This is a genomic window from Streptomyces sp. NPDC056144 (assembly GCF_042264145.1).
Classification (GTDB): Bacteria; Actinomycetota; Actinomycetes; order Streptomycetales; family Streptomycetaceae; genus Streptomyces.
The window spans coordinates 525,224-538,376 of sequence record NZ_JBHJVF010000001.1 but is presented as its reverse complement, the minus strand read 5'-3'; the positions used below and the strand labels follow the sequence as shown (position 1 = coordinate 538,376).

Genomic DNA, 13,153 nt, shown 5'->3' with positions numbered 1-13,153 from the left:
CGCTGCGCCCGGCTCCCGCCGGGCGACACGGTCCCGACCGGGACGGGCACGAGACCGCCCAGTACGGGCACGAGACCCGACCGGCGCGTGCACGACCCGCCGGTACGGGACGACGCGGCCCGCCGGTCCGGGTGGCGAGCCGGACCGGCGGGGTGCGGGGTGTGGGTGGCGCGTCAGCTCGATTCCCGGGGGATGACGCGGGAGTCGAGCAGGCGTCGCGACTTGAGCGGGGCGTCCGGTTCGCGGACCGCCTGGTCGATGAGCTCCGCCAGTTCGCCGCCGAGGACCATGTCGAGGCGGACCGTACTGAGCCGGGGCCGGAGCAGGCGGCCCAGGAGGAGGTCGTCGGCGCCGACCACGGCGGTGTCGTCGGGGACGGAGACGCCGGCGTCCTGGAGGGCGCGCATGAGGAGCATCGCGTACTCGTCGTTGTACGCGAAGACGGCGTCGAGGCCCAGCTCGGGCCAGCGCGCCGCCAGGGCTTCGGCCGCCTCCTCCTCGTACCGCAGCGGCAGGGGTACGACGGTGGCGCCGGAGCCCTCCGCGGCGCGGCGGACGCCCTCCAGGCGGGGGCCCGAGAACATCTCCAGGCCCGGTTCCTCGGGGACGATCACGCCGATGCGGCGCCGGCCGCGTGCGACGAGGTGTGCGCCGGCGACCTCGCCGACCTGGCCCTGGTCGAGGCCGAGGGCGTGCGCGCCCGCCACCTCCCGCGTCCCGAGGGTGATCACCGCGCGGGCGCCGGAGCGCTTGAGGAGCTCGACGCCCTGTGCCGTGAGCGCGATGTCGCCGACGGCGACGACGGTGACCGGGCGCAGCTCGGCCCAGGCGCGGGCCGCCTCGTCGCCGCCGAGGCCCTCGCTGCCGTACTGCACGACCGTGTAGTCGCGGCGGCGCAGCTCGCGCTGGAGGTCGCTGAGGAACCGGCCGTAGAGCGGGCCGATGGGGACGTGGGCGCTGGGCAGCAGCACCATGCGGGTGTGGCCCGCGCGCAGGCTGCGGGCCGCGGCGTGGGGCACGTACCCCAGCTCCTCGGCCGCCTCGCGGACCTTCCTGCGGGTGGGTTCGCTGATCCGGACCGCCGCCGTGTTGTTCAGCACGTACGAGACGGTGGCCCGGGAGACGCCCGCGAGGCGGGCGACATCGGCGCTGGTGGGGACGGGGCGCCCGGCGGTGCCTGTGGGGGACTGTTCGCTTTGCTCGCTCATCGATCCGGCATCTTTCCAGAACAATCCGGCGTCAGGTCTGGCGGTTGGCCGGAAATGGGTGCTACACAATGCTCACACGTGTCACTGACACGTGTAAATACCTGCTTCAGTCCGCTCCTCGCCCCCTCATCGGGCGATCTCCTCAGGAGGGCAACGTGGCCCTTTCCTCCCACCGAACCGGTTCCGAGACCGGCACCGCCGGCGCCGCCACCGGTTCGGCCGGCCCCGACTCCCCCGTGACGCCCCGGCCCACGCGGGGCCTCATGACCCTGCTCCTCGTCGGGAACACCGCCATGTACGCCCTGTACATCGGCGTCGCCGGCGTCCTCCTCGCCCTCCAGATCGAGGACATCGACCCGGCGAACAAGGTCGCCAACTTCGGCCTCGTCGCCGGCGTCTCCGCGATCTTCGCGACGGTGTTCAACCCGGTCGCCGGTGCCCTCTCCGACCGCTCGGGCCGCCGCAACCCGTGGATCCTGGGCGGCGGCCTGCTCGCCGTGCCGGTGATGTTCCTGCTCGGCAGCGTCCACACGATCCTGCTGGTCACGATCATGTGGTGTCTCGGCCAGGCCGTCATGAACGTCTACCAGGCGGCCATCACCTCCGTGGTGCCCGACCGCATCCCCATGAGCGCGCGCGGCAAGGCCTCCGCCGCCGTCGGCCTCGGCCTGCCCATCGGCTCCACCGTCGGCGCCCTCGTCGGCGCGGCCTTCTCCGAGGACTACCGCACCGGCTACCTCATCTTCGGCGCCATCGTCGCCGGCGCGGCCGTCCTCTTCACCACCTGCGCCCGCGAGGAGCGGATGCCCCCGAAGGCGCCGGTCCCGCTCAAGCAGCAGGTCACCGCGTTCGGCAGCGCCCTGAAGAACCGCGACTTCCTCTGGGCGTTCATCGGCCGCGCGCTGCTGATGCTCGGCTACTTCGCCATCGCCGTCTTCCAGATCTACATCCTCCAGGACCACACCGAGCTGCCCGACGGGCTCTCCCCCGAGGGCGCCGTCGCCATCCTCACCCCGATCGGCTCCGTCGCCATGGTGGTCTCCACCGTCCTGGGCGGCTGGCTGTCCGACCGCTACGACCGCCGCAAGCTGTTCGTCGGCGCCTCCGCCGCGATCACCGCGCTCTCCCTGGCCATCCCCGCCGTCTCGACGAGCTGGGCCGCGATGATGGCGTTCACGATCATCAACGGCATCGGTTTCGGCTGCTACATGGCGGTGGACACCGCCCTGGTCACCATGGTGCTGCCCAAGGCCGAGGACGCGGCCCGCGACATGGGCGTCCTCAACGTCGCCAACGCCGGTCCGCAGATCATCGCCCCGTTCGTCGCCTCGCTCGTCGTCTCCCTGAGCGGCGGCGGCTACACGGGCCTGTTCGTCGTCGGAGCCGCCCTGTCGGTCCTCGGCGCGCTCGCCGTGCGCCCCATCCGCGGAGTGCGCTGACCCCGCCAACCCGCTAACCCCGTTACGGCGCAGCCACGTTGACGTACCGTTCAGGCATGGACATGGGCGACGCGTCGAACGACCCCTCGATGGTGGGCCTGCTCGGCCGGGTGACCGGCACGGTCGGGCCCGGCCTCGTGGGCGAGGTGATCGTCCGGATCCGCGGCGGCGCCGAGCACTTCCTCGCCCATCCGGCGTCGCCGAAGGAGCGGATCGAGACCGGAACGGTCGTGATGGTCGTGGAACATCTGCCTCCGCGCACCGTCTATGTCACAGCCGCGTACGACAGTTGAAAGAACCGTTGAGTGTGCGCCCGCCACGGGCGCACACTCCCTTCACCGGGTCCGCACGGCCCCGGTGAAGGGGGAACTTCCCATGGGCATCGGCATTCTGGCGGGGGTCGTCGTCGGCGCCTTCGCCGTTCTGATCGCTGTCTTCAAGATGATGTGGCGCGTCGCGGAGCCCAACGAGGCGCTCATCATCTCCGGTTCCAACCACAAGAACGAGGGCCTCGGCGCGGGGATGGGGTTCCGCATCGTCACCGGGCGGGGCACGATGGTGATGCCCGGCGTCCAGGCGGTCCGCAAGCTCTCGCTCGACCTCAACGAGACGCAGCTGTCCGTCGAGTGCGTCACCCACCAGGGCATTCCGCTGAAGGTCCGCGGTGTGGTGATCTTCAAGGTCGGCGACGACTTCGTGTCGATCGCCAACGCCGCCCGCCGCTTCCTCGACCAGCAGAAGCTGATGTCGGAGCGGGTGCACATCGTCTTCGCCGGTCATCTCCGCGCCATCGTCGGCGGGTTGACCGTGGAGGACATGATCCGTGACCGGGAGAAGCTGACCGGGCAGGCCCGTTCGGCCTGTGGCACGGAGATGGAGAAGCTCGGTCTGATCGTCGACTCGCTCCAGATCCACGAGATCGAGGACCCGACCGGCTACATCAAGAACCTCGCCGCCCCGCACGCCGCCGCCGTCCAGCGGGACGCGCGGATCGCGCAGGCGGAGGCGAACCGGCGGGCCACCGAGGCGGAGCAGCAGGCCGCCGCCCGCATGTCGGAGGCGACCCGCGACAGCGAGATCCTCCAGGCCGGTTACCAGGCCGAACGGGACCAGGCCTCGGCCCGGGCCCGGCAGGCCGGACCGCTGGCCGACGCGGCCTCCCGCCAGGAGGTCGTCGTCCAGGAGACCCGGGTGGCCGAGCTGGAGGGCCACCGCAAGGAGCAGCAGCTCCAGGCGGAGGTCCGCAAGCCGGCCGACGCCATGGCGTACGAGACGCGGACGCTGGCCGCGGCCGAGCGTGACGCCCGTATCTCGGCGGCCGAGGCCGAGGCGAAGGAGACCGAGCTCGCGAGCGCGGCCAAGGCGACGGCGACCCGGCTCACGGGTGAGGCCGAGGCGGCGGCGCAGCACGCGAAGGGCCTCGCGATCGCCGAGGCGACCCGGGCGAAGGGCCTCGCGGAGGCGGAGGCGATCAAGGCCCGTGCGGCGGCGCTCGCCGAGAACCAGGAGGCCGTGGTGGCCCAGCAGTTGGCGGAGAAGTGGCCGGAGATCGTGTCGGCCGGTGCGTCCGCCTTCGGCAACGTCGACCAGATGGTCCTGCTCAACGGCGCCGACGGGATGGCGGACGTCTTCGCCAAGGCGCTGACCATGGGCGGGACGGGGCTCGGGCTCGCCCGGCAGCTGCTCGCGACGATGAGCCCGGCGGCGCAGGAGAAGCCGGGCGCGGCGGTGACGCCGGGCCCGAGGTCGCCGGAGGGCTCGGTGAACGTCGAGAGCGTACAGATCACGGTCGGCGACACCGAGTAGCCGGACGTCGAGCAGCCGGACGCCGGGTAGCCGGAAGTCGAGCGACCGGACGCCGGGTGACCGGTCGGGTACGCGAAGGGGCCCGGCGCCGTGACGGCGCCGGGCCCCTTTCCCGTACCGGTCAGGGCAGGGTGACGTTGTTGAGGGCGTCGTGGGTCGGCAGGGCCTTGTCGGCGGGTGCCTGCGGGGCCTGGTGCTCGCCCTTGCCGAAGCTCGGGGAGAGGAGTCCGAGGCCCGGGATGCTGTTCCCGACGCTGTCGGCGGACGCCGCCCCGGCCGAGGCGAGGACGGCGGTGGCCGCGAGGGCGGCGGTGGCGAGAGCGCGGCGGTTGAGGATCGTCATGCCGCGCACAACGACCGGGACCGCGTCAGGGCACGCCCGCCTACTCCGCTCCGGTCATGTTCAGTGAGTGTCATGACCGGCTCAGTTGTGGCCGAACTTCCGTTCCTTGCGGTGGGACGCGTGCTCCACGAGGGGCATCTGCGGCTCTCTCGTGGGGGTCGGCGCGCTCTTCTCCTTGGCCACCGCGTCCGTGCGGTGCTCATGGCCTCCGGTACGGGCGCCTCGGTTGGTCCGGGTCTGTTTCTTGCCCACGATCGTGCCTCCCAAGAGGGGATTCGGACGCTGGTCCGTATGGATTCAGCCTGGCACGGGGGTGCGGGAGCCGCATGTCAGGGCGGGCGGCCGAGCCGCGGAGGGGCGCTCTTGCACGCCGGTCGGTGGTGGCTTTAGGTGGAATCAGCAAGTTCCGGAGCGTTCACCGAGGACCAGGAGGTGTACGGATGGCGCCGAGCGGTGCACCGCGTGGCGATCCCCCGCTCACCGAGGCGGCGGCGGAGGAGCTGCTGCACGGCATCTGTTTCAAGACCGGCCCGCCCCGCACGGTGGGGGCGGAGCTGGAATGGTTCGTGCACGATCTGCGCGACCCGCGTCTGCCCGTGCGGCCGCCGAGGCTGGCCGCCGCACTCGACACCGTACGCTCCCTGCCGCTGGTCTCGGCGCTCACGTTCGAGCCCGGTGGTCAGCTGGAGCTCAGTTCCCGGCCGGCCGGCTCGCTCATGGAGTGTCTCGACTCGCTCGCCGCCGACCTGCGCGTGGTCCGGGAGGCCCTCGGATCCGCGGGCCTCGCCCTCAGTGGTTACGGGGTGGACCCCTGGCACGCGCCGCGCGGCCGGGTCCTGCACGAACCCCGCTACGACGCCATGGAGACCGCCCTCGACCGCACGGGTCCCGCCGGGCGGGCGATGATGTGCGACTCGGCCTCGGTGCAGGTGTGTCTCGACGCCGGGCTCGACGGGCCGGGGCCGCTCGGCTACCACCGGCGCTGGCAGCTCGCCCACCTGATCGGCCCCGTCCTCGTCGCCGCCTTCGCCAACTCCGCCGTCTACGGCGGCCGTCGGACCGGCTGGCTCTCGACGCGGCAGGCGCTGTGGACGGACCTCGACCCGCACCGGGCGCTCGCGCCCCTGCCGGACGGCAGGCCGCGCGAGGAGTGGACGGCACACGTCCTGGACACGCCGGTGATGTGCGTACGCACCCCGGAGGGGCCGTGGGCCGTCCCGGAGGGGCTGACCTTCCGCGACTGGCTGCGCTCCGGCCTGCCGCGCCCCGCCGACGCCGACGACCTCCGCTACCACGTGACGACGCTCTTCCCGCCGGTACGGCCGCGGGGCCATCTGGAGCTGCGGATGATCGACGCGCAACCGGGCCACGACGGCTGGATGGTGCCGGTGGCGGTGACGACGGCGGTCTTCGAGGACGCGGCGGCGGCCGAGACCGTGTACCGGGCGGTGGAGCCGCTGGCGGCGCGCGCGGGTGGCGGTCCCGCGCCGCGCAACCCGTTGTGGCAGGCCTCCGCGCGCACCGGTCTCGGCGACCTCGACCTGCACGAGGCGGCCCGCGCGGTCTTCGCGGCGGCCCTTGAGGCGCTGCCCCGGATCGGGGCGGGCGCGGAGGTGCGGCGGAAGGTCGCGGAGTTCCAGGAACGGTACGTGATCCCCGGGGGCTGCCCGGCCGACGAGCTCCAGGTGGTGACGTCATGAACGCCGGCGAACCGACAGCGACGGACGACCGCACGGCCCTGCGCGACCGGGCCCTCGACGCCCTGACCGTCGCGCGCGAGCGCACGGCACTGCTCACCTCCTGCGTCGACGACGGCGAACTCACCGCCCAGCACTCCCCCTTGATGTCCCCGCTCGTCTGGGACCTGGCCCACATCGGCAACCAGGAGGAGCAGTGGCTGTGGCGGGCCGTCGCCGGGCGGGAGGCGCTCCGCCCGGAGATCGACTCGCTCTACGACGCCTTCGAGCACCCGCGGGCCACCCGCCCCACGCTGCCGCTGCTGCCGCCGGGCGAGGCCCGCGCGTACGCGGCGGACGTCCGGCTCCGCGTGCTGGACGTGCTCGCGAGCACTCCGCTGACCGGACGGCCGCTGCTCGACGAGGGGTTCGCCTTCGGGATGATCGCGCAGCACGAACAGCAGCACGACGAGACGATGCTGATCACCCATCAGCTGCGAAAGGGACCGGCGGCGCTCACCGCTCCCCCGCCCCCCGTCACCCACACCGGCGGCCCGCTGCCCACCGAAGTCCTCGTGCCCGGTGGACCGTTCACGATGGGTACGTCCGACGAGCCGTGGGCGCTCGACAACGAGCGTCCGGCCCACGCGGTCCTCGTCCCGGCCTTCTGCATCGACACCGTCCCCGTCACCAACGGCTCCTACATGGCCTTCCTCGCGGACGGCGGGTACACCGAGCGCCGCTGGTGGCGGCCCGAGGGCTGGGCGCAGATCCGGGAGCACGACATCGTCGCGCCACTGTTCTGGCACCGGGACGGCGGGCAGTGGCTGCGCCGCCGTTTCGGGGTCACCGAGCCCGTACCGGAGGAGGAGCCGGTGCTGCACGTCAGCTGGTACGAGGCCGACGCCTACGCGCGCTGGGCCGGGCGGCGGCTGCCCACCGAGGCCGAGTGGGAGAAGGCCGCCCGGCACGACCCGGTGTCGGGGCGCTCGCGCCGGTACCCGTGGGGCGACGCCGACCCGGGGCCCGAGCACGCCAACCTCGGGCAGCGCCACCTGCGGCCGGCCCCGGCGGGCAGCTATCCGGCGGGCGCCTCGCCGCTCGGCGTGCGGCAGCTGATCGGGGACGTCTGGGAGTGGACGGCGAGCGACTTCCTGCCGTACCCGGGCTTCACCGCCTTCCCGTACAAGGAGTACTCGGAGGTCTTCTTCGGACCGGCGCACAAGGTGCTGCGCGGCGGTTCGTTCGCCGTGGACCAGGTGGCCTGCCGGGGCACCTTCCGCAACTGGGACCTGCCGGTGCGGCGCCAGATCTTCTCCGGCTTCCGCACGGCCCGCTCCGCGGAGCTCGACTGATGTGCCGTCATGTGGCGTACGTGGGCGGTCCCGTGGCCCTGGGAGAGCTCCTGGTGCGGCCGCCGCACGCCCTCCTGCGGCAGTCCTGGGAACCCCGTACGCAGACCAGCGGGGTCGTGAACGCCGACGGTTTCGGCGTCGGCTGGTACGCCGAGGGCGACCCCGTGCCGGCCCGGTACCGGCGGACGGGGCCGATCTGGGGCGACCTCTCCTTCCAGGACCTCGCCCGGGTGATCCGTACCGGCGCCTTCCTCGCGGCGGTCCGGGGTGCCACGGTGCCCGGCGCCGACGGGGAGGCGGCCGCGGCGCCCTTCGCCGCCGGGCCCTGGCTGTTCAGTCACAACGGCGCGGTCCCGGGCTGGCCCGACTCCCTCGCCGCGCCCGCCGCCGCCCTGTCCGCCGGAGAGCTGCTCCGGCTGGAGGCGCGCACCGACTCGGCGCTCGTGTGGGCGCTGCTCCTGCGCCGGCTCCGGGCCGGGGACGCGCCGGGCACGGCGCTCGCCGACACCGTCCGGGAGGTCGCCGAGGCGGCCCCCGGCGCCTCCCTGAACCTCCTGCTCACCGACGGCACCACCGTCGCCGCCACCGCCTGGGGGAACAGCCTCTGGTACCTGACCGGTCCCGACCGCGTGGTCGTGGCCTCCGAACCGTACGACGACGACCTTCGGTGGCGGGAGGTTCCCGGGCACACGCTCGTGACCGCCGACCGTGCCGACGTCACCCTCACCCCGCTCAAGGAGCCGTCCGCGTGAGCCCGTTCCAGCTGACCCGCACCCTCGCCCCCGACGCGGCCGACGCCGACCTGCGCGCCGACGTCCTCCACGGGCTGACCCGCTCCCCCAAGGCGCTGCCGCCGAAGTGGTTCTACGACGCCAAGGGCAGCGGACTGTTCGAGGAGATCACCCGGCTGCCCGAGTACTACCCGACGCGGGCCGAACGGGAGATCATCATCTCCCGGGCCGCCGAGATCGCGGCGGCGACCGGCGCGCGCACCCTCATCGAACTGGGCTCGGGCTCCTCGGAGAAGACCCGCTACCTGATCGACGCGCTCCTGCCGACCCTGGACACGTACGTCCCCGTCGACGTCAGCGAGTCCGCCCTCACGGGTGCCGCCGCCGGGCTGCTCGCCGAGCGCCCCGCCCTCAAAGTCCACGCGCTCCTCGCGGACTTCACCCAGGGTCTGGCCCTCCCCGACCTGCCGGGACCGCACCTCGTCGCCTTCCTCGGCGGCACGATCGGCAACCTGCTCCCCGACGAGCGGCGCGCCTTCCTCGACTCGGTACGGGCGATGCTCGCCCCCGGCGACGCCCTGCTCCTCGGCACGGACCTCGTCAAGGACGAGGCGACCCTCGTCGCCGCCTACGACGACGCGGACGGGGTGACGGCGGCCTTCAACAAGAACGTCCTGTCCGTGATCGACCGCGAACTCGGCGCCGACGCCGACCTCGACGCCTTCGACCACGTGGCCCTGTGGGACGCGGAGCAGGAGTGGATCGAGATGCGGCTGCGGGCCCGGCACGCCCTCACCGTCAAGATCCCGGAGCTCGACCTCGTGGTGCCCTTCGCGGCGGGCGAGGAACTGCGGACGGAGGTCTCGGCGAAGTTCCGGGAGGCGGGCGTACGGAAGGAGCTGTCGGCGGCGGGGTTCGACCTGGCCCACTGGTGGACGGACGAGAAGGGGCGGTTCGCGCTGTCGCTGTCGACGGCGCGGTGACCGGCCGTCTCAGTCCGAACCGCCCGCGACCAGGCCCCGCTTCAGGTCGACGTGGAACCCGGCCTGCCAGGCGGTGGGGTCGCAGCCCTCACCGTTCGGGGTCACCTTCCGGAGGGTGGTCCCGACGGTGCGGTCGAAGACGGTGCGGCCGGTCTCCGGGTCCGTGACCCGGAAGCTCACCGTCACCTTCTCCGGGCCCTTCGCCTCGGGGAGGGGAACCGTCAGGAAGGTACGGGGTTCGTCCTGGTCCACCGACGCGCGGTCCCGGCACTCCTCGCCCACGCACAGGCGATAGCGCGCCGCGCTCGGGAAGTCCGCGGGCCGCCACATGACGCTCGCCTCGGAGTCCGCGCCGGCCTGCGTGCACGCCTCGCCTTCGAGCTGGCACGCGGTGGCGAGCAGCATCGTCCCGACCACGGCCAGAGCCCCCACGCACGCCGTCGAAGTCCTCACGCTTTCGGACGATAGGAGCCAACTCTCCCTAAGGCAAGGGACGTTCCGTCACCGCGCGTTCGGCGGCAGCCGCCAGGGCGCGCCGGTCGGGGTACCGGGCCGTCGGGATGCGGGGCAGGACGCGGACCTCGGCGGTGAGCCGGCGGGTGGTGACCACCCGCCACAGGGACGTACCGAGCGGGTCGGGGCCGACGTACGCGGCGGCTCCCGTCGGGCGGTAGTCGAGGCGTACGGGCTGGACGTCGGCGCCGCCGTCCAGGGCCGCCTGGAAGGCGGCGCGACGGAAGCGGCCGGCGGTCCGGCCGCACCAGGTCGAGCCCTCGGGGAAGACGATCACCCGGCCGCCGGCGGCGAGGATCCCCGCCATCTCCCGGACCGTGCCGGGCAGCGCCCTGAGGCCGTCGCGGTCGATGAAGAGGGTGCCGCCGAGGGCGGCGACGGTGCCGAGGACCGGCCAGCCGCGTACCTCCGTCTTGGCGACCGTGCGGCCGGGGAGCACCGCGGCGAGGAGCGGGATGTCGAGCCAGGAGACGTGGTTGGCGACGACGAGGAGGGGGCCGGGGGTGGTGTCGCCGGGTGCTTCGTACCGGGCGCGGACGCCGAAAGCCCGGACCACCGCGCGTGCCCAGCGGCGGACGAGGGTCAGCCGGGCGGCCGCCGGGAGGAGCGCGGCGGCCGGGGCCGGCAGGAGGCCCAGGAGGACGGTGGTGATGCCCGCCGCAAGACGGATCACGGCGCGGACCGGCCCCACGACGTCTCGGACGTCGTACGCCTCCGGGTGCGCGGCGCAGTCGGGTCCGGGGCTGCACGGCGCCGTGGGGAGCCACGGCGAGGGTGCCGTGGTGGTGTTCACCGCGCCGCCGGGGCCAGGGACAGGAAGTGGTTGAGGTAACGCGGGTTGGTGCGGCGGAGCGAGAGGAGGACGTAGAGGTCGGCGACGCCGAACTCCGGATCGTGGGCGGGGGCGCCGCAGACCTGGGCGCCCAGGCGGAGGTACCCGCGCAGGAGCGGGGGCAGCTCGGTGCGGCCCTCGGGGCGGGTGACGCCCTCGGAGTTCCAGAGGCGGTGCGGGGTCACCCAGTACTCCTCGGGGGCGAGGTGCTTGGTCTTCACGGTGTCCCAGGTGGCGGCGGCGAGGGCGCCGCCGTCGGCGAGGGGGAGGGAACAGCAGCCGGCGAGCCACTCGTGCCCGGTCTCGGTCATGTAGCGGGCGAGTCCGGCCCAGATGAGGGAGATGACGGCGCCGTTGCGGTGGGCGGGGTGGACGCAGGAGCGGCCGACCTCGACCAGGTCGTGGCGGATCGGGGCGAGCCGGGTGAGGTCGAACTCGCTCTCGGCGTAGAGGCGTCCGGCGACGGCGGCCCGCTCGGGCGGCAGGATCCGGTAGGTGCCGACGACCTCGCCGGTGGCCTCGTCCCGTACGAGCAGGTGGTCGCAGTAGGCGTCGAAGGCGTCGCCGTCGAGGCCGGGTTCGGGGCCGTCGAGGATCGCGCCCATCTCTCCGGCGAAGACCTGGTGGCGCAGCCGCTGGGCGGCCCGTACGTCCTCCTGGTCGCGGGCGAGCCCGACGACGTACCGGGGCTGCCCGGCGGTCGCGGACCGCCCGGCCCGGTCCTGTGCCGTGGGCTGGGCGGGAACGGCGGCGAGCGCGGGTGACGAGGGAGCGACGGTCATGGCGGGTACCTCCGGCCGGACGGAAGAGGAGCGGGCGCGCCGGGCCGCGTGAGCGGTGGTGGCCCGGCTCCCTACTTCTTCCGTCACCGGCTGGATTCGACATGACCGTCCGGGGACCCGCGGGTGTGGACCCGCTGAATGCTATTCGGCGAGCGTGTCCGTGATCTCTTCCGACGCCGCCTTCGCCGCCTTCGCCGGGTCGTCGCCCTGGAGGACCGCCGTCATGTACGGCTTGATCGGGTTGTTGCCCTCGACGTCCGCCCACTGCGGGGAGTTGGGGGTCGCCTTGCCGCGCGCGGCGGCCGAGGCCATGACGGCGGTGGCCTCCTGGCCGCCGACGACGGAGGCGAGGGACTTCTTGTTCGGCACGTAGCCCATGGCGCGGGCCAGTTCGGTCTGCCACTTCTCGCCGGCGAGCGCCTTGACGACGTCGAGCGCGGCGGCGCGTTCGGGCGCGTTCTCCGGGATGATGAGGTCGGAGCCGCCGGTGAAGACGGTGCAGGGCTGTCCGGCCTTCTTGCCCGGTATCGCGAAGTAGCCCAGCTTGCCTTCGAGTTCGGGGTTGGCCTTGAGGATCGCGGCGACCGCGCTGGGCGTGGCGATCAGCTGGGCCACGTCACCCTTGGCGAAGACGTCGGACTGCGGCGGGTTCTGCTCGTCGGCGTCCTTCGGTCCGGAGCCGAGGGACTGGAGTTCCTTGTAGAAGGCCATGCCGCGCAGGGCCGCGGGGCTGTCGAGGGCGCCCGTCCACTGGCCGGCCTTGTCGTCGGCGAGTTCGCCGCCCTCGTCCCAGATGAAGCCGGCGAGGGTGTACCAGTCCTGGCCCGCGAGGTAGATGCCCTGCGTGCCGCCCCGGTTGAGCTTCTCGGTGTCGGCGAGCCACTCGGCGCGGGTGGCCGGGGGCTTGGCGATGCCGGCCTCGCGGAAGAGGTCCTTGTGGTAGATGACGATGCGGTTGGCGGCGTACCAGGGGATGCCGAACTGGGAGCCGTTGATGCTGCCGGGCTCCGCGAGGCCGGGCAGCCAGTCCTCGCTGCCGAGGTCGCGGACGGACTCCAGGGTGAGGTCGAAGAGCGTGCCGGTGTCGGCGTACTGGGCGACCTGGGTGTTGCCGACCTCGATGAGGTCGGGACCGCCGGAGCCGGTGATGGCCTCGGTGACCTTCTTCCCGATGCCGGTCCAGTCCTGGATGGTCACGTCCAGCTCGACGTCGTGCTCCTGCTCGTACTCCTCCGTGAACCGCGTGAGGAAGTCCTCGCTGACGCTGTCCCGCATCAGCCAGATGCTGACGGTGGGAGTCTCGCTCACGCCCGGGAGCATGCCGCACCCGGAGAGGGCGAGGGCGAGGGCGGCTGCCAGTGGGCAGGCGAGGTGGCGGTTCTTCACGTGGGTCACCTTCTGTGTTTGAGCACAGGGCTAGTGCGCCTTGGGGGGCTCTGACCCGACGTGGGGGGACCGAACGGGGTGTTCGCGCGGGTATGTGAC

Annotated in this window: 14 protein-coding genes; 7 read left to right on the top strand and 7 right to left on the bottom strand. The window is 73.1% G+C overall.

Annotated elements, in window-relative coordinates; translation table 11 throughout:
- Positions 1-173 precede the first annotated feature (173 nt).
- Complete coding sequence (locus tag ACFC0Z_RS02330) at positions 174-1,208, bottom strand: LacI family DNA-binding transcriptional regulator (RefSeq protein WP_376431844.1); 1,035 nt, start codon at positions 1,206-1,208, stop codon at positions 174-176.
- Positions 1,209-1,363: 155 nt separating this feature from the next.
- Between ACFC0Z_RS02330 and ACFC0Z_RS02325 the strand changes: the two genes are divergently transcribed.
- From ACFC0Z_RS02325 to ACFC0Z_RS02315, 3 genes are all read left to right on the top strand, one after another.
- Complete coding sequence (locus ACFC0Z_RS02325; protein ID WP_376431842.1) at positions 1,364-2,647, top strand: MFS transporter; 1,284 nt, start codon at positions 1,364-1,366, stop codon at positions 2,645-2,647.
- Between the two features lie 62 nt (positions 2,648-2,709).
- Complete coding sequence (locus ACFC0Z_RS02320; protein WP_376433422.1) at positions 2,710-2,940, top strand: hypothetical protein; 231 nt, start codon at positions 2,710-2,712, stop codon at positions 2,938-2,940.
- 82 nt (positions 2,941-3,022) lie between these two features.
- Entirely contained in the window at positions 3,023-4,453 is a 1,431-nt protein-coding gene (locus ACFC0Z_RS02315; protein WP_376431840.1) for a flotillin family protein, read from the top strand.
- A 121-nt stretch (positions 4,454-4,574) separates the two neighbouring features.
- Here ACFC0Z_RS02315 and ACFC0Z_RS02310 read toward each other — a convergent pair whose 3' ends face one another.
- Entirely contained in the window at positions 4,575-4,796 is a 222-nt protein-coding gene (locus ACFC0Z_RS02310) for a hypothetical protein (protein ID WP_376431838.1), read from the bottom strand.
- 81 nt (positions 4,797-4,877) lie between these two features.
- Positions 4,878-5,048, bottom strand: coding sequence for a hypothetical protein (locus tag ACFC0Z_RS02305; protein WP_376431836.1), 171 nt, complete (start codon positions 5,046-5,048; stop codon positions 4,878-4,880).
- 188 nt (positions 5,049-5,236) lie between these two features.
- On the opposite strand from ACFC0Z_RS02305, the gene egtA reads away from it, so the two are divergent.
- Genes egtA through egtD form a run of 4 tightly spaced genes read left to right on the top strand, consistent with a single transcriptional unit; the run spans position 5,237 to position 9,541 of the window.
- A complete protein-coding gene (egtA, locus tag ACFC0Z_RS02300) occupies positions 5,237-6,496 on the top strand; it encodes an ergothioneine biosynthesis glutamate--cysteine ligase EgtA (RefSeq protein WP_376431834.1) in 1,260 nt (419 codons plus the stop codon).
- Positions 6,493-7,827 carry an ergothioneine biosynthesis protein EgtB gene (gene egtB / locus ACFC0Z_RS02295; protein ID WP_376431832.1) on the top strand — a complete coding sequence of 445 codons (1,335 nt, stop codon included), beginning with the start codon at positions 6,493-6,495 and terminating at the stop codon, positions 7,825-7,827. The genes egtA and egtB overlap by 4 nt, the downstream gene beginning before the upstream one ends.
- Positions 7,827-8,579: an ergothioneine biosynthesis protein EgtC gene (gene egtC / locus ACFC0Z_RS02290; protein WP_376431830.1), complete on the top strand. Its 753-nt coding sequence runs from the start codon at positions 7,827-7,829 to the stop codon at positions 8,577-8,579. The genes egtB and egtC overlap by 1 nt, the downstream gene beginning before the upstream one ends.
- Complete coding sequence (egtD, locus tag ACFC0Z_RS02285; RefSeq protein ID WP_376431828.1) at positions 8,576-9,541, top strand: L-histidine N(alpha)-methyltransferase; 966 nt, start codon at positions 8,576-8,578, stop codon at positions 9,539-9,541. Before egtC ends, egtD begins: the two co-directional genes overlap by 4 nt.
- 9 nt (positions 9,542-9,550) lie before the next feature.
- On the opposite strand, the gene ACFC0Z_RS02280 is transcribed toward egtD, so the two are convergent.
- From ACFC0Z_RS02280 to ACFC0Z_RS02265, 4 genes are all read right to left on the bottom strand, one after another.
- A complete protein-coding gene (locus ACFC0Z_RS02280; RefSeq protein WP_376431826.1) occupies positions 9,551-9,994 on the bottom strand; it encodes a hypothetical protein in 444 nt (147 codons plus the stop codon).
- Between the two features lie 28 nt (positions 9,995-10,022).
- Positions 10,023-10,847 (bottom strand): lysophospholipid acyltransferase family protein, encoded by an 825-nt coding sequence (locus ACFC0Z_RS02275; protein WP_376431824.1) that lies wholly within the window; start codon positions 10,845-10,847, stop codon positions 10,023-10,025.
- Positions 10,844-11,668 carry a GNAT family N-acetyltransferase gene (locus ACFC0Z_RS02270; RefSeq protein WP_376431822.1) on the bottom strand — a complete coding sequence of 275 codons (825 nt, stop codon included), beginning with the start codon at positions 11,666-11,668 and terminating at the stop codon, positions 10,844-10,846. The genes ACFC0Z_RS02275 and ACFC0Z_RS02270 overlap by 4 nt, the downstream gene beginning before the upstream one ends.
- Before the next feature lie 141 nt (positions 11,669-11,809).
- Positions 11,810-13,054: an extracellular solute-binding protein gene (locus tag ACFC0Z_RS02265; protein ID WP_376431820.1), complete on the bottom strand. Its 1,245-nt coding sequence runs from the start codon at positions 13,052-13,054 to the stop codon at positions 11,810-11,812.
- Positions 13,055-13,153: the final 99 nt, after the last annotated feature.